This window comes from Lysobacter sp. Root667 (genome assembly GCF_001427715.1).
Lineage (GTDB): Bacteria > Pseudomonadota > Gammaproteobacteria > Xanthomonadales > Xanthomonadaceae > Lysobacter.
In genome coordinates, this window is sequence record NZ_LMHF01000015.1 from 16219 (window position 1) to 30959 (window position 14741).

Annotated in this window: 15 protein-coding genes; 7 read left to right on the top strand and 8 right to left on the bottom strand. The window is 68.9% G+C overall.

Features of this window, described 5'->3' with window-relative positions:
- Positions 1-82: 82 nt before the first annotated feature.
- Entirely contained in the window at positions 83-559 is a 477-nt protein-coding gene (locus ASD78_RS17770; RefSeq protein ID WP_056103937.1) for a hypothetical protein, read from the top strand.
- Positions 531-1169 (top strand): TetR/AcrR family transcriptional regulator, encoded by a 639-nt coding sequence (locus ASD78_RS17775; RefSeq protein ID WP_343123540.1) that lies wholly within the window; start codon positions 531-533, stop codon positions 1167-1169. The genes ASD78_RS17770 and ASD78_RS17775 overlap by 29 nt, the downstream gene beginning before the upstream one ends.
- A 242-nt stretch (positions 1170-1411) precedes the next feature.
- Here the strand turns inward: ASD78_RS17775 and ASD78_RS17780 are convergent, their stop codons facing one another.
- The 4 genes from ASD78_RS17780 to ASD78_RS17795 form a co-directional block, all read right to left on the bottom strand.
- Positions 1412-1678 carry a hypothetical protein gene (locus ASD78_RS17780; protein WP_056103942.1) on the bottom strand — a complete coding sequence of 89 codons (267 nt, stop codon included), beginning with the start codon at positions 1676-1678 and terminating at the stop codon, positions 1412-1414.
- A gap of 91 nt (positions 1679-1769) precedes the next feature.
- A complete protein-coding gene (locus ASD78_RS17785) occupies positions 1770-2201 on the bottom strand; it encodes a YcxB family protein (protein WP_156087864.1) in 432 nt (143 codons plus the stop codon).
- An 80-nt stretch (positions 2202-2281) separates the two neighbouring features.
- Positions 2282-3385 (bottom strand): NAD(P) transhydrogenase subunit alpha, encoded by a 1104-nt coding sequence (locus ASD78_RS17790; RefSeq protein WP_056103949.1) that lies wholly within the window; start codon positions 3383-3385, stop codon positions 2282-2284.
- Between the two features lie 1190 nt (positions 3386-4575).
- Entirely contained in the window at positions 4576-6870 is a 2295-nt protein-coding gene (locus ASD78_RS17795) for a DUF1631 family protein (RefSeq protein WP_156087865.1), read from the bottom strand.
- 149 nt (positions 6871-7019) lie between these two features.
- Here ASD78_RS17795 and ASD78_RS17800 point away from each other — a divergent pair, with 149 nt between their 5' ends.
- From ASD78_RS17800 to ASD78_RS17810, 3 genes are read left to right on the top strand one after another with little or no spacing between them, the layout of a single operon-like run.
- Positions 7020-7625 (top strand): nitroreductase, encoded by a 606-nt coding sequence (locus tag ASD78_RS17800; RefSeq protein WP_056103955.1) that lies wholly within the window; start codon positions 7020-7022, stop codon positions 7623-7625.
- Positions 7622-8548, top strand: a complete 927-nt coding sequence (locus ASD78_RS17805; RefSeq protein ID WP_056103958.1) for a 5'-3' exonuclease H3TH domain-containing protein — start codon at positions 7622-7624, stop codon at positions 8546-8548. Before ASD78_RS17800 ends, ASD78_RS17805 begins: the two co-directional genes overlap by 4 nt.
- Before the next feature lie 44 nt (positions 8549-8592).
- Complete coding sequence (locus ASD78_RS17810) at positions 8593-9135, top strand: NUDIX hydrolase (protein ID WP_056104252.1); 543 nt, start codon at positions 8593-8595, stop codon at positions 9133-9135.
- Positions 9136-9394: 259 nt separating this feature from the next.
- Here the strand turns inward: ASD78_RS17810 and pip are convergent, their stop codons facing one another.
- The 4 genes from pip to ASD78_RS17830 form a co-directional block, all read right to left on the bottom strand.
- Complete coding sequence (gene pip / locus ASD78_RS17815; protein ID WP_056103961.1) at positions 9395-10342, bottom strand: prolyl aminopeptidase; 948 nt, start codon at positions 10340-10342, stop codon at positions 9395-9397.
- 144 nt (positions 10343-10486) lie between these two features.
- The gene (gene prmC, locus ASD78_RS17820; RefSeq protein WP_055900695.1) at positions 10487-11317 is read right to left on the bottom strand and encodes a peptide chain release factor N(5)-glutamine methyltransferase; all 831 of its coding nucleotides are present in this window, start codon (positions 11315-11317) and stop codon (positions 10487-10489) included.
- 187 nt (positions 11318-11504) lie between these two features.
- Positions 11505-12038, bottom strand: coding sequence for a carboxymuconolactone decarboxylase family protein (locus tag ASD78_RS17825; protein WP_055900692.1), 534 nt, complete (start codon positions 12036-12038; stop codon positions 11505-11507).
- Positions 12039-12408: 370 nt separating this feature from the next.
- The gene (locus ASD78_RS17830; protein ID WP_055900689.1) at positions 12409-12948 is read right to left on the bottom strand and encodes a peroxiredoxin; all 540 of its coding nucleotides are present in this window, start codon (positions 12946-12948) and stop codon (positions 12409-12411) included.
- Between the two features lie 181 nt (positions 12949-13129).
- Here ASD78_RS17830 and ASD78_RS17835 point away from each other — a divergent pair, with 181 nt between their 5' ends.
- Positions 13130-14080 carry a LysR substrate-binding domain-containing protein gene (locus ASD78_RS17835; protein ID WP_055900679.1) on the top strand — a complete coding sequence of 317 codons (951 nt, stop codon included), beginning with the start codon at positions 13130-13132 and terminating at the stop codon, positions 14078-14080.
- Positions 14077-14712, top strand: coding sequence for a hypothetical protein (locus ASD78_RS17840; protein WP_056103964.1), 636 nt, complete (start codon positions 14077-14079; stop codon positions 14710-14712). The genes ASD78_RS17835 and ASD78_RS17840 overlap by 4 nt, the downstream gene beginning before the upstream one ends.
- Positions 14713-14741 lie beyond the last annotated feature (29 nt).

Consider the following 14741-nt stretch of genomic DNA (forward strand, 5'->3'; position numbering starts at 1 on the left):
GTCCGGCGATCTGTGAGGCCCGTTGACGAATCTACCTACTAGTTGGTAGATTGACGACACCTCACCAAGGCGGACCGTCACCATGGGCATTTCACCGATCGGCTGGCTGCACACGCTGGGAAGCCTCCCGGCGATTCCGCTCGCGGCCTACATGCTGCTGAAGTACGGACGGATCGCTCCGGAGACGAAACCGGGGCGCGCCTATTTCTGGTTCATGCTGCTGGGCGCGCTGACGGTGTATCCGATCGCGCAGCAGCCGGTCAGCCTGATCCTGGCCACCGTCACGCTGGTGGTACTGCTGACCGGCTACGGTCTGGCCAAGTGGCGGCCCGCACAGCGGCCCTGGATCTACTTCCAGACCGTTTCGCTGAGCCTGAGCGTGTTCCTGCTGATGGTGCCCACGGTGACGGAAAGCTTGCGCAGGCTCCCGGTCGGCAACCCGCTGGTTACCGATCTGAAGGACCCCTTGCTGCTGAGCGTCCAGGGCCTCGTGCTGTTGGCGCTGATCGTGGGCGTCCCCTTGCAGATGCGTGCGCTATACCAGCAACGAACCCGGTGAGCGATCGATGACGGCAGCAACCGAATCGCAGGCGACGTATTCGCCGAAGGCCCAGCAGATCATTCGCCGCACCAATGAGCTGCTGGCCTTGGGCGGGTACAACGGCTTCAGCTACGCGGACATCGCCGAGTCGGTGAACGTCAGGAAAGCCAGCATCCACCATCACTTTCCCGCCAAGGCGGACCTGGTCACCGCGACGGTCGCCCTGCACCGCGCCGCGATGCGTCAGGGCCTGCAGTCGCTGCAGCAATCGATCCCCGATCCGTTCGCGCGGCTGGTCGCCTACAGCCGCTACTGGGCCGAATGCATCCAGGACGCCAACCCGCCCATCTGCATCTGCGCGCTGCTCGCCGCGGAACTACCGGCGATTCCCGCCGAGGTCGCCGATCAAGTCATGGGCCACTTCCACGACCTCCAGGCCTGGCTGGCCGCGACCATGGAAGAAGGCGCGGCGACGGGCACGATGCGTTTGACCGAAACGCCGGCCGCCGAAGCGGACGTTTTCATGGCCTCCATCCACGGCGCGATGCTCTCCGCCCGGGCCGCGGGCGACGCGAGCCTGTTCTGGCGCATCGCAAAACTGTCGACGGATCGCTTGAAGGCCGCGTAGCGGGGCGGATCAAACCCGCGCTCACGCCGTAGGATGCGGTGACAACCGCATGGCCGCCCTCTTCCGGAAACCATCGCACCACCACCACCGCGCGATGCGGTGCGCCTGCGGCTTACCGCATCCTACGTAGCGCCTTGCGGACAAGCGTCCGGCCACGTCGTCGACGACCGTAGGATGCGGTGACAACCGCATCGTCGCCCTCTTCCGCAAACCATCGCACGCGATGCCTGCGCGCAGGCGGCTCACTCGGCTTCGATATCCACCCGCGGCGCGTCCGGCCGCTGCCGGTCCAGCGACTGCCGGTAGCGCACGCAGCCGCGCATGAAGGCCGGCCACTCCGGCACCGCGATCTCAGCCCGAGTAGACTCCGGCAGCAGTTCCCACAGCTGCGGGTGGTGCCAGCACAGTTCGTGCAGGCTGCTGTCGCGGTGGGCGCGGATGCCGGCGCGCAGGCGCCGCACTTCCTCGCGCAATCGCTCGATCGTCATCGTGTCGAGGTCGTCGTCCATGCCGGGGCTCCGCTAGAGGACGCCAGCAGGATGCATACCCCCAGGTTAAGCGCGCGCAGCCGAGGGCCGAACAGCGGCTCGCCGCAGGCGATCAGGCGCCGCGAACGCCGTGCGCGCGGGCCAGGGACAGGATCGGCTCCAGGGCCCCCTGCTGCTGCAACTGTCGAGAGGGCAGGCAATGCGCGCGACCGCGCGAGAAAAACAGCAGCAAGAAGCCACCCTGACGCTTCACCCGCGTGATCGCCTTCCAGGATTGCGTCCATTCCTCGACGTCGCTGCAGGCCCGCAAGCCGAAGTCGCCGAAGTGGTACTGGTAGGTACGATCCTTGTGCATACCGAAGAAGTGCACTGCGATCGCGAAGCAGGCCTGCAACAACAACGGGAAGGACATCGCAGCCGCGATCGAGACCACGAAAAGCCCACTGATCGGCAGGCCTTGGTACCAGTAGAGCGACAGCAGCGCCAACGCAGCCAAGGGGAACGCCAGGAAAGTCAGGGCGCCCCACGGGGTCTGGAACGACATCACCAGGCCGGAGCGGAGCCGGTCCCAGAAGCTGTAGCGGAATCGAACCTCGAACGAGGTCTGGTCCGGAGTCGCGGAATTCACACCGCGGCCGCCCGCTCCGGCCACACCGTCTTGGCCAGCAGCTCGTCGTTCCAGTCGAACTTCAGTTCGCCGCCGTCGACGAACAGGCTGACGAAGTTGAACACGTTGCGCGCGTACATCTCGCTGGCGTGCACGGCGCCGCTGCTGGCCAGATTGAGCGGGCCGGCGATGGTCACGCCGTCGACATCGACGGTTTCGCCGGGACGGGTGAGCTCGCAATTGCCGCCGGTCTCGGCGGCCAGGTCGACCAGCACGCTGCCGGGCTTCATGCCGGCGACCATCGCGGCGCTGATGATCTTCGGCGCCGGACGGCCGGGCACGGCCGCGGTGCAGACGATCACGTCGATGTTCTTCAGGTGTTCGCCGAGGCGGCGCTGCTGTTCGGCGCGCTCCTCCTCGGTGAGCTGGCGCGCGTAGCCGCCCTCGCCCGCGGCGCTGACGCCCAGGTCGAGGAACTTGCCGCCCAGGGATTCGATCTGCTCGCGCGTCTCGGGACGGACGTCGAAACCTTCGACCTGCGCGCCCAGGCGCTTGGCGGTAGCGACCGCCTGCAGGCCGGCAACGCCGGCGCCGACGATCAGCACCTTGGACGGGCGGATGGTGCCGGCGGCGGTGGTCAGCATTGGGAAGAAGCGCGGCGCCAGTTGCGCGGCGATCAGCACCGCCTTGTAACCGGCCATGCCGGCCTGCGAGCTGAGCACGTCCATGGCCTGGGCGCGGGTGGTGCGCGGCAGGCGTTCCAGCGGGAACGCGATCAGTCCGCGCGTGCTGATCGCTTCGCCGCGCGCGGCATCGGCCTGCGGCGCGAGCGAGCCGACCAGCACCGCGCCTTCGCGCAGGCGCCCCAGGGTCGCGGCGTCGGGCGGTTGCACGCACAGCACCAAATCGGCGTCGTTGAGCGCGGCGGCGGCATCGTCGGCGAGTTCGGCGCCGGCCTGGACGTAGGCCTCGTCGCCGAAGCTGGCGGCACGACCGGCCCCGCGTTGCACGCGCACGCGCGCACCGCGCGCGACGAGCTTCTTGCAGGTTTCCGGGGTCAGCGCGACGCGCCGTTCGCCCGCCGCGGTTTCGCTCGCAACGCCTATGCTGATGCCCGCCATGCTTCGCTCCATGCCCGGTAATGGGTGTCTCGCCGCATCGTAGCCGAATAAGGCTAGGAACTAGTGGGGCAGGAACGAGTAAGAGCGGGGTACGGCTGGCGACGGCGGGAGTCCCCCCCTGACGCAGGAACTAGTGGGGGCAGGAACGAGTAAGAGCGGAGTACGGCTGGCGACGGCGGGAGTCCCCCCCCCCCCTGACGCAGGAACTAGTGGGGCAGGAACGAGTAAGAACGGAGTACGGCTGGCGACGGCGGGAGTCCCCTCTTACAGGGACGAGCAGAGGAGGAATCGGAAAGCAGTGAGAGCGCCAGCCAGCCACCAACCGGCCCCGGAAACCNGCAGGAACGAGTAAGAGCGGGGTACGGCTGGCGACGGCGGGAGTCCCCTCTTACAGGGACGAGCAGAGGAGGAATCGGAAAGCAGTGAGAGCGCCAGCCAGCCACCAACCGGCCCCGGAAACCCAGCAGCCGGCATCCCACTCGTTACTACTTCCTGCTTTTACCAGTTCCCAGCCTTTACCCATGGCCGACCGCGCGATCCAGTAGGCGGCGGACCTGACGCAGGAACTAGTGGGCAGGAACGAGTAAGAGCGGGGTCCGGCTGGCGACGGCGGGAGTCCCCTCTTACAGGGACGAGCAGAGGAGGAATCGGAAAGCAGTGAGAGCGCCAGCCAGCCACCAACCGGCCCCGGAAACCCAGCAGCCGGCATCCCACTCGTTACTACTTCCTGCTTTTACCAGTTCCCAGCCTTTACCNCCACCAACCGGCCCCGGAAACCCAGCAGCCGGCATCCCACTCGTTACTACTTCCTGCTTTTACCAGTTCCCAGCCTTTACCGATGGCCGACCGCGCGACCCAGATGGCGGTGGACCTGACGCAGGAACTAGTGGGGGCAGGAACCAGTAAGAACGGAGTACGGCTGGCGACGGCGGGAGTCCCCTCTTACAGGGACGAGCAGAAGAGGAATCGGAAAGCAGTGAGAACGCCAGCCAGCCAGCCACCAACCGGCCCCGGAAACCCAGCAGCCGGCATCCCACTCGTTACTACTTCCTGCTTTTACCAGTTCCCAGCCTTTACCGATGGCCGACCGCGCGANAGTGAGAGCGCCAGCCAGCCACCAACCGGCCCCGGAAACCCAGCAGCCGGCATCCCACTCGTTACTACTTCCTGCTTTTACCAGTTCCCAGCCTTTACCGATGGCCGACCGCGCGATCCAGATGGCGGCGGACCTGACGCATGGCCTCGTCGAAGGCGTTGCGCTCGGCACCAATGCTGAGCCGGCCTTCGCCGGCCAGGATCGCCAGTTCTTCCGGCGAGGCCGCGAACACGCGCAGGCCGCGGCGGTTGACCAGCAGGTAGCGCGAGGTCAGCGGGCTGACCCAGGCCACCTTGGCCGCGATCTGCTCGCCCTGCAGGTCGGTCAGGCGCAGCCAGTCGCCCGGATCCAGGCCGCGCATGCGCTCGGCCAGCACCGGATCGTGCTGGGATACGTCCTTGCCCGGCGGCAGGTAGCGACGGGTTTCCTCGACGGCTTCGTCCTCGGCCGCGGGCAGCGGCGAGGCCGGGCGCGTGCGGCGCGCCGAATCCGGCGTCGCCAGGGCCCGCACCAGCCCGGCCATGCCGTGCTGGGCGGCGCTGTCGTCCAGGCCGGAGCTGGCCAGGCACTGCACGATCAGCGGTTGCAGCGCGATCAGGCGATCGGCCAGTTCGCGGCCGCGCTGCTCGGCGGCCAGGCGGTCGGCTTCGATCAGGGCGTCGCCCAGCGACAGGGCTTCGTCGCGGCGCGCTTCGCCGCCTTCGCGCAGCAGGGTCTGGACCAGATGATGGCGCCAGGGCATGGCCAGGAAATCGGCCACGGCCTGGGTCAGCGGCGGCTCGGCCAGACGCTCGCGCAGGGCGCTGTCTGCCTGGCTGCGCGCCGCGCCGAGGCGCTCGCGGCCATAGGTGGCCTTGGCCGCGCGCTGCTCCTGCAGCTCGACCCGGCGCCGCTGCTGCGACAGCATTGCGTCGAGTTCGGCGTGGGCCATTTCGAACACGGCCACGTCTTCGTTGTAGTCGGCGACGATCCGCTGCGAGATCTCGGTGGCGCGGTCCAACAGCTCGCGGTCCTGCGGGGTCTCGCCGTCGTTGCCTTCGCAGGCTTCGGTGATGGCATCGAGCAGACGGCGCGCCGGGTGTTCGCGCTTCACGAACACTTCGTTGTCGGTCAGTGCGACCTTGACGTAAGGCAGCACCAGGCGCGCATACAAGCGGCGCGCGCGGTCCTGCAGGGCGTGGTTGCGGAACAGCGAATCGAACAGCAGCGCGACCAGGTCGATCGCGTCGTCCTCTTCGGCGCTGAAGCAGGTCTGGTCGGGATTCAGGCCGAGCCGCCGCGCACCGTCGTGCAGATGGTCGCGGATGCTCTCGCCCAGGCGCCCGGACACGGCCAGGGCGCGCGCGAACGCGTCCGGCGGTTCGGCTTGCAGCAGCGAGGCGACGCTGACGACTTCGTCGATGCGCAGCTCGCGGCGCGGGGCCATCGTGCGTTGCGGGGCATGGGCGTGGGGGACGGCGTCGGACCGCATCAGTCCTTCGCGCCAGGCATGCAATTGACTGCGCAAATCGGCGAGCTCACTGGCCATGGCCGCAATATCGCTGGGCGACATCGGCGGACGTTGGGGTTCGTGTTGGGCGGCATGGCCGCCGTTCGGCGCGGAACCGGGGGACGCGCCGCCATACGCGCCGTACGCGTTGGCGCTCGGCGCAGGCTCCCCAAAGCCCGTGCCGTGATTCGGATCGAAGTCGCCGTAGCCGCGTTCGCGGACCGTCTCGCGCGGCGGCTTCGGACTCAGGCTCGGACCCATCCCGACCCCGTAGCCGTTGCTCGACAGCAGGGTGTTGACCCGGCCGTACAGGTCGCCCAGCAGGCGCGCCAGCTCGTATTCGTACTGGCGGAACAGGCGTGCGCGCAGCGGCTCGGGCAGCTGCGCGTCGACGAAGGTCTCGACGAAGGCCGCGACCAGGCGCTGCGGGCCGATCGGATTCGGGCCGGGTGCCAGGTGCATGGCCTCGGAGACCGCGAGCAGGCGGCCCTGCACCATGTCCAGCGGGCGCGCGTAGCGGCCGCACAGGGACTCGGTCAGGCGCTCGCCGGCCAGGTCGAACTCGAGCTGGTTCTCGTCCACCAGCCGCATCGGCACTTCGCCGCCGCTGCGGATGCGCAGGGCGCGGAATTCGTCGAAGCCCTTGGCCACCTGCTGGCGGAACGCCATCACATGGGTAGCCTGATGCTGCCGCAGTACCCACAATGCGGCTTGTTCTTCGTATTGATGGTTCTTGCCGTCGCCCTTCAGCGAGTCCACCTTCATGGCGTCCTCGATCGGGCCGTACAGGGTTCCGGGCAGGCCGCCCAGATGCTCCAACGCCAGGCGCTTGATCTCCTCGAGCATGCGCAAGGGATCGGTACGCGTGCCTTGAGCTACGCCGTGCAGGTGACCGGACACTGCGTGTTCCCCTGTTCCCGGATGGGCTTGAATCGTGCTTTGGACGCTTTGGACCGTGTGGACCGAACCTGCCGTTTTTAGGCAGTTGGCAACAGCATAGTGGCAAGATACGACAGCGAATGCACACACAAAATAGGCTTTTGTGACTAATGTCCCGAATCGATCCCAACTTCCTCCCTGAAACCGAAAAAGCGTTAGCGGCTTTGGACACTCGCCGCTCGGTGCCGGCCAAGCAGCTGACCGAACCGGGCCCGGATGAGCGCCAGCTGGAGCGCATGCTGCGTTCGGCGGTACGGGTGCCGGACCACGGCAAGCGCGTGCCGTTCCGCTTTCTCAGCATCCGCGGCGACGCCCGCCATGCGCTCGGCGAGCGCCTGGCCGCGCGCGGCCAGGAACGCGACCCCGACGCCGGCGACGCCGCGGTCGAGAAGGACCGCGGCCGCTTTTCGCACGCTCCTTTAATAGTGGTGGTGGTCGCGCGCCTGGGCCCGGACGAGAAGATCCCCGAGCAGGAGCGCCTGCTCACCGCCGGCTGCGTCTGCTTCGCCCTGCTCCAGGCCGCGCAGGCGCTGGGCTTCGGCGCGGTCTGGCTGACCGGCTGGCCGGCCTACGATCCGCAGGTCGCGGACTGGTTCGGCCTGGGCGCGGACGAGCGCGTGGCCGGCTTCATCCATATCGGCACCCCCAAGCTCGACGTGCCCGAGCGCGAACGCCCCGACCCGCTCGCCCTGCTCTCTGCCTGGACTCCGGCATGAGCGCCGCGCGCCCGCCGCTGTACCTGGTCGACGCCAGCCTCTACGTGTTCCGCGCCTGGCACTCGATGCCCAACGAATTCGAGGACGCCGAAGGCTGGCCGACCAACGCGGTACACGGCTTCGCCCGCTTCCTGGCCGAACTGATCGAACGCGAACGCCCGCGCCACATCGCGATCGCCTTCGACGAAGCCCTGGACTCGTGCTTCCGCAACGCCATCTACCCGGCCTACAAGGCCAACCGCGATCCTGCGCCGCAGGAACTCAAGCGCCAGTTCGAGCACTGCAAGTCGCTGTGCCGCGCGCTCGGCCTGCCGGTGCTCGCCCACAGCGAGTACGAGGCCGACGACCTGATCGGCACCGCCCTGGCGACGATGCGTCTGCAGGGCTACCGCGGCGTGATCGTCTCGGCCGACAAGGACCTGTCGCAGTTGCTGGACGAGGCCGACGAACAGTGGGACTACGCCCGCGGCCAGCGCTGGAACGCGGCCGGAGTGCCGGCGCGGCACGGCGTGGAAGCGCGCCAGATCGCCGACTACCTGGCCCTGACCGGCGATGCGGTCGACAACATCCCCGGTGTGCCCGGCATCGGCGCAAAAACCGCGGCCGCGCTGTTGAACCACTTCGGCACCCTGGACGCCTTGCTGGCGCGGGTCGAGGAAGTGCCGTTCCTGCGCGTGCGCGGCGCCGCCAGCGCGGCCGCGCGCCTGCGCGAACACCGCGAACAGGCGCTGTTGTGCCGGCGCCTGACCACCATCGCCCTGGACGCGCCGCTGGGCGACGGCATCGCCGCGTTCCAGCGCGGCCGCGGTCTGGCGCCGGAGCTGCTGGCCCTGTGCGAATCCTTGCGTTTCGGCCCCATGACCCGGCGCCGCCTGCACGAAGCCGCCGGCCTGGACTTCGCGACGTCATCGCTTCCGTCGTAGCATCGGACGAACGAACGCCCGGACGCGCCATGATCGAAGCCGCGATGAACGAAACAGTCGAAACCCTGTACGACGGCCAGTGGCTGCGGATGATGCGCCGCGGCCGTTGGGAATACGCCGAGCGCACCCACGGCAACGGCATGGCGGTGATCATCGTCGCGGTCACGCCGGAAGACAAAGTGCTGTTCGTCGAGCAGTTCCGGGTGCCCTTGAACGCACGCACCATCGAAATGCCGGCCGGCCTGGTCGGCGACGATCACGCCGCCGACACCCTGGAAAGCGCCGCGCGCCGCGAGCTGATCGAGGAAACCGGCTGGCAGGCCGGACGCGTCGACGTGCTGCTGACCGGCCCGACCTCGTCGGGCATGAGCAGCGAACGCATCGCCTTCGTGCGCGCCCGCCAGCTGAGCCGGGTCGGCGACGGCGGCGGCGTCGACGGCGAGGACATCGTGGTCCACGAAGTCGAGCGCAGCGACGCCCCGGCGTGGCTGATGCGCAAGCACGCCGAAGGCTACGAGCTCGATCTCAAGCTCTGGGCCGGGCTGTGGATGATCGAGCACAACCCGGACGGCTCGCGCGCGGATTGAGGCGGGGCCGCCGGCCGTTTGCGCTGGCGGGCCGTTCGAGTTCACGCCGCACTCCGGCGCCGCAGCACGTTGGACGCATGCAGCGCCGACGCCGGCGTCTGCAAGCACACCGCACACGCCATTCGCATGGAAAACCTGCCGACGTGAGCACGCCGCCGAGGCCGCGCTCGCCGCACTTGCGGCGATACGGAAACGAAAACAAAAACGGCCGGCAGCTGCGAGCTGCCGGCCGTCGTGCGGCGCGGTCGCCGCAGCCGCGTCAGGCGACGGCGTAACGATCGGTCGCGCGCACCAGTGCGTCGACGTTCTCGGGCTCGAAGGCGGAGTGGCCGGAAGCCGGGGTGATGCTCAGTTCGGCCGCGGGCCAGACCTGCTTGAGGTCCCAGGCGTTCTGCAGCGGGCAGACCACGTCGTAGCGGCCGTGGACGATGGTGCCCGGGATGCCGGCCAGGCGGTGGGCGTCGCGCAGCAGCTGGTCCTCGACCTCGAAGAAGCCGCCGTTGACGAAGTAATGGTTCTCGATGCGCGCGAACGCCAGCGCGAACGCGGCGTCCTCGTGGCCGCTGACGAAATCCTCGTCCACGTGCAGGAAGCTGGTCGCGCCCTCCCAGACGCTCCAGGCGCGCGCGGCGGCCAGGCGCACGGACTCGTCGTCGCTGGTGAGGCGGCGGTGGTAGGCGCTGATCAGGTCGTGGCGTTCGACCGGTGGGATCGCCGCCAGGTAGTGCTGCCACGCATCCGGGAACAGGCGCGAGGCGCCTTCCTGGTAGAACCATTCCAGCTCCCAGCGCCGCAGCATGAAGATGCCGCGCAGCACCAGCTCGGTCACGCGCTGCGGGTGGGTCTGGGCGTAGGCCAGGGCCAGGGTCGAACCCCAGGAACCGCCGAACACCTGCCAGCGTTCGATGCCCAACTGCGTGCGCAGGCGCTCGATGTCGGCGACCAGTTCCCAGGTGCCGTTGTCGACCAGGTCCGCGTGCGGCGTCGAACGGCCGCTGCCGCGCTGGTCGAACAGGACGATGCGGTACTTGGCCGGGTCGTGGAAGCGGCGCATCTTCGGGCTGCAGCCGGCGCCGGGGCCGCCGTGCAGCAGCACCACCGGCTTGCCCTTGGGGTTGCCGCACTGTTCGTAATAGAGAATGTGGCGGTCGTCGACCCGGAGCGTGCCGGTCTCGTAGGGTTCGATCTCGGGATAGAGCGTGCGCATCGCGGAATCTCGCTGACGGAATGCGCCGAGTCTACCGAGGCGCGGCGCGCGGGCGAAGCCGCGGCTGCGGCCGTGCGGCACGTCGGCGCCGAAACGAACGGGGAACGCCGCCGCGATGCGATGCGGCGGACGCGAACGCGGCCGCTAGTCGGCCGGCGCGCGCCCCAGGGTCACGCGATCACGGCCTTCGAGGTCGCGCTCGGTCGCCACTTCGACCAGGCCGGCGTCGCGCAGCAGGCCGCGCACCGCCATGCCTTGCTGCCAGCCGTGCTCGATCAGCAACCAACCGCCGCGCTGCAGGTGCGCGAGCGCGCCGGCGGCGAGCGCGCGGATCGCGTCCAGGCCGTCGGCGCCCGAGGCCAGGGCGGTGCGCGGCTCGTGGCGCAGGTCGCCCTGCTCGAGGTGGGCGTCGTCTTCGGAGATGTAGGGCGGGTTGCTGACGATCAGGTCGTAGCGCTCGCCTTCCAGCGGCGCGTACCAGTCGCCGTTGCGGAACTCGACGTTGCCCAGCGCCAGCGCCAGCGCGTTGTCGGCGGCCACGCCGAGCGCCGCGTCGCTGGCGTCGGTGGCGATCACGCGCGCGGCCGGGCGTTCGCGCGCCAGCGCCAGCGCGATCGCGCCGCTGCCGGTGCCGAGGTCGGCGATGCGCGCGACCCGGCCCGCGGACAGCCGCGCCAGGGCCAGTTCGACCAGCAATTCGGTTTCCGGGCGCGGGATCAGGGTCGCGGGGGTGACGCGCAGGTCGAAGCTCCAGAAGCCGCGCTGGCCCAGCAGATACGCGACCGGCTCGCCGTCGGCGCGGCGCGCGATCAAGGTGCGGTAGCGGCGCGCCAGGTCTTCGGCGATCACGTCGTCGCCGTGCGCGAACAGCCAGCTGCGCGGCTGCCCCAGCGCATGCGCGAGCAGCAGCTCGGCCTCGGCGCCGTCGTCGAGACGGGTCCTGGCTTCGCGCAGCAGCAGATCGATGCGGTTCATCGGCGGTGTCCTTTCCGGGCGGCCCTGCGCCAGGCGCTCCGCGCCCGGCGAATTCAGCCGCACATCCTACGCGAGCGCGGGCCGCCGCCCGCATCCGCCGGCACAAAAACGACGTGCCGGCGCAGGGCCGGCCGTCGGGAGTATCACCACGCGCGCGACCGTTCGGGGCCGTACGCGCCGGCGCCGATCAGGCCGCGCTCTGCTCCAGAGTCACCGCCACGGCGTGGACCACGGCACTGATCTTCAACGAACTTTGCACAGCTTGCGCGCTGATTTCGTGCTTACGCAGCACGCGCTCGTGCGAGTCCATGCAGGCGCCGCAGCCGTTGATCGCCGACACCGCCAGCGACGCCAGTTCGAACGACATCTTGTCGATGCCCGGGTTGGCCATGACGTTCATGCGCAGACCGGCGCGCAACTGGCCGTACTCCTCGTTCTGGATCAGGTGGGTGGCGCGGTAGTAGATGTTGTTCATGGCCATGATCGCGGCCGCGGCGCGGGCGCCGTCGAGCTCTTCGGCCGACAGCTGCTCGGCGGCGAAGGTTTCGATCGCGGCGACCAGCGGCTTGTAGCGCGAGGCGATCGCCGAAGCCAGGGCGATGGCGCGGATCTGCTTGCCGTCCAGGCCCTGCGCACCGGGCTCGCTCAACACGCTGTCGAGATTGAGCTTGAGGTCCTTGGCGTAGTCGGGCAGCGAGTTGCGAAGATCGGAAAGGCTCATCGGGGTGCTCCTGGGTACTGCATGGACGAGGGAAACCGTCGCGCGGCGGCGGCGCTGGCTGGCGTGCGGCGCGGGGCCTGCGGCTGGCGGACGCCTTGCGGCGGCGTAACGGTCGTGGCGCCGCGAAACGCGGCCTGCGCGCTGCGGCGCTGCGATAAAAACAGCCGGGGCGAACCCCGGCTGCGGGCATCCCGCACGGGAGGGAGGGGAGAGCCGGGGATGAAGCCGGCCCACGTGCGGGGCGTGCCTGAAAAGATCTGCGCCGACCGCGTGGCGGGCGGCGCAGGTGAAACCGGACGTAGACGCTGGGTTCGCAGCCGGCCGCGACCCACGGAGATCCGCGGCCTGGCTTACCGATCCGACTGACGGATCAGGCGACCTTCAGCGTGTTGTCGCCCGAGTTCCAGTTGCAGGGGCACAGTTCGTCGGTCTGCAGCGCGTCGAGCACGCGCAGGACTTCCTGCGGGTTGCGGCCGACCGAACCGTCGGTGACGTAGACGAAGCGGATGATGCCTTCCGGATCGACCAGGAAGGTTGCGCGCTGGGCCACGCCGTCTTCGCTGAGGATGCCCAGCGCCGAGGTCAGGTCCTTCTTGATGTCGGCCAGCATGGGGAACGGCAGGTCGCGCAGGTCCTTGTGGTCCTTGCGCCACGCCAGGTGCACGAACTCGCTGTCGGTGGAAGCGGCCAGCACCTGGCAATCGCGGTCCAGGAACTGCTGGTTCAGGTCGCCGAAGCCCTTGATCTCGGTCGGGCAGACGAAGGTGAAGTCCTTCGGATAGAAGAACACCAGCAGCCACTTGCCCTTGTAGGTGTCGTTGTCGATGTCGGCAAAGGCGCTGTCGAGGCTCTCGATGCCGACGGTGGCCTTGACCTTGAATTTCGGGAACTTTTCGCCGATGGAAAGCATGCGGACAACTCCTTGATTAACGGATGGGAAGGGGTAGCAAAGGGGGTTGGATGCCGCGGACCGCATCCGATGACGCTATGTTGCAGGACAGCATTTGATTACAGAAATGAATTGTTCCTATGATGGCGATAGCCTACCTCAATGAACATTCGTTCTGAACCTTTAAGCCCGGTGTCGCGCCATGAACCTCCGTGATCTCAAATATCTGGTCGCGCTCGCCGATCACAAGCACTTCGGCCGCGCCGCCGCCGCCAGCTTCGTCAGCCAGCCGACCCTGTCGACCCAGATCAAGAAGCTCGAAGACGAGCTGGGCGTGTCCCTGGTCGAGCGCGCGCCGCGGCGGGTGATGCTGACCCCGGTCGGCCGCGACATCGCCGATCGCGCGCGCAAGGTCATCGCCGACGTCGAGCAGATGAGCGAGATCGCGCGCCGCAGCCAGGACCCGGAAGCCGGTACCGTGCGCCTGGGCCTGTTCCCGACCCTGGGCCCGTACCTGCTGCCGCACGTGGTGCCGGGCCTGCGCAAGCGCTTCCCGCGCCTGGAACTGCTGCTGGTAGAGGAAAAGACCGATCAGATCCTGGCGCGCCTGCGCGACGGTCGCCTCGACGCCGGCCTGCTCGCGCTGCCGATCCACGACGACCAGCTGCACGTCGAGCCGCTGTTCGACGAACCTTTCCTGTTGGCCGTGCCGCAGCAGCACGCGATGGCCGGGCGCGATTCGCTCGACCTGCACGATCTCGACGACCAGCACCTGCTGTTGCTCGAAGAAGGCCATTGCCTGCGCGAACAGGCGCTCGACGTCTGTCGCCTGTCCGGCGCGGACGAGCGCGACGGTTTCCGCGCGACCAGCCTGGAAACGCTGCGCCAGATGGTCGCCGCGGGCGTCGGCATCACCTTGCTGCCGATGCTGGCGGTGCAGCCGCCGGTGCCGCCCTCGCCCGACATCCACCTGCTGCGTTTCAACGGCGAAGCGCCGCACCGCCAGATCGGCATGCTGTGGCGGCGCAGCTCGGCGATGTCGGACTTCCTCAGCGAACTGGCGGTGGAACTGCGCAAGCTGCCGCAGGCGCTGCTGCAACCGCCCAGACCGCCGGCGCCGCCGAAGCCGCGCCGGCGCGGAGAACGCGCATGAGCTTGCGTGGATGGCTGGTGCTGCTGGCCGTCGTGGGCGCGATCGGCTGGTGGACCGCGTCGCCGCACGGCGCCGCGCCGGCCGCCGCCGAGGGCGCGAGCAACCGTTGCCAATTGCCGCCGTCGGTATCGTCCGGAAACGAACCGCTGCAGACCTCCGCGCCTTCGTCGCTGGCGCCGTTCCGCTTGCAGGCCGCGACCCTGACGCCGCTGGCGGGCTTCAGCGTCGACGCGCGCGTGCTGGGGCGCGAGGACTACCGCAGCGGCCGCGAGGCCGAGCTGTCGCCGACCGACCTGGCCTTGGGCTGGGGTCGCATGCGCGACGACGCGGTGCTGTCGCGGCTGTCGATCAGCCAGAGCGGCCGCTTCTATCGCTATCGCTGGGAGAACGCGCCGCCGCTGCCGCCCGAGGAGATCGTGCGCTCCAGCGCCAACATGCACATGATTCCTGCCGACGATACGGTCGCCGCAGCGCTGAAGTCGGTGCATGAAGGCGAGCGCGTGCGCATCGACGGTTGGCTGGTCGAGGCGCAGGCGCCGGACGGCTGGAAATGGCGCAGCTCGACCACGCGCAGCGACAGCGGCGGCGGCGCCTGCGAAGTGGTTTACGTGTGCTCGATCAAGCGCATGTGAGCGCGGCGCCGAGCCTGCGCCGCATCGGC

What these genes read in the sequence shown, in the direction of transcription:
- ASD78_RS17770 (WP_056103937.1), top strand. Translation starts at nt 83, where the DNA reads ATGGGCATTTCACCGATCGGCTGGCTGCACACGCTGGGAAGCCTCCCG.
- ASD78_RS17805 (WP_056103958.1), top strand. Translation starts at nt 7,622, where the DNA reads ATGAGCGCCGCGCGCCCGCCGCTGTACCTGGTCGACGCCAGCCTCTAC.
- ASD78_RS17810 (WP_056104252.1), top strand. Translation starts at nt 8,593, where the DNA reads ATGAACGAAACAGTCGAAACCCTGTACGACGGCCAGTGGCTGCGGATG.
- ASD78_RS17790 (WP_056103949.1), bottom strand. Translation starts at nt 3,385, where the DNA reads ATGGCGGGCATCAGCATAGGCGTTGCGAGCGAAACCGCGGCGGGCGAA.
- ASD78_RS17825 (WP_055900692.1), bottom strand. Translation starts at nt 12,038, where the DNA reads ATGAGCCTTTCCGATCTTCGCAACTCGCTGCCCGACTACGCCAAGGAC.
- prmC (WP_055900695.1), bottom strand. Translation starts at nt 11,317, where the DNA reads ATGAACCGCATCGATCTGCTGCTGCGCGAAGCCAGGACCCGTCTCGAC.
- ASD78_RS17835 (WP_055900679.1), top strand. Translation starts at nt 13,130, where the DNA reads ATGAACCTCCGTGATCTCAAATATCTGGTCGCGCTCGCCGATCACAAG.
- ASD78_RS17830 (WP_055900689.1), bottom strand. Translation starts at nt 12,948, where the DNA reads ATGCTTTCCATCGGCGAAAAGTTCCCGAAATTCAAGGTCAAGGCCACC.
- ASD78_RS17800 (WP_056103955.1), top strand. Translation starts at nt 7,020, where the DNA reads ATGTCCCGAATCGATCCCAACTTCCTCCCTGAAACCGAAAAAGCGTTA.
- ASD78_RS17840 (WP_056103964.1), top strand. Translation starts at nt 14,077, where the DNA reads ATGAGCTTGCGTGGATGGCTGGTGCTGCTGGCCGTCGTGGGCGCGATC.
- pip (WP_056103961.1), bottom strand. Translation starts at nt 10,342, where the DNA reads ATGCGCACGCTCTATCCCGAGATCGAACCCTACGAGACCGGCACGCTC.
- ASD78_RS17780 (WP_056103942.1), bottom strand. Translation starts at nt 1,678, where the DNA reads ATGGACGACGACCTCGACACGATGACGATCGAGCGATTGCGCGAGGAA.
- ASD78_RS17785 (WP_156087864.1), bottom strand. Translation starts at nt 2,201, where the DNA reads ATGTCGTTCCAGACCCCGTGGGGCGCCCTGACTTTCCTGGCGTTCCCC.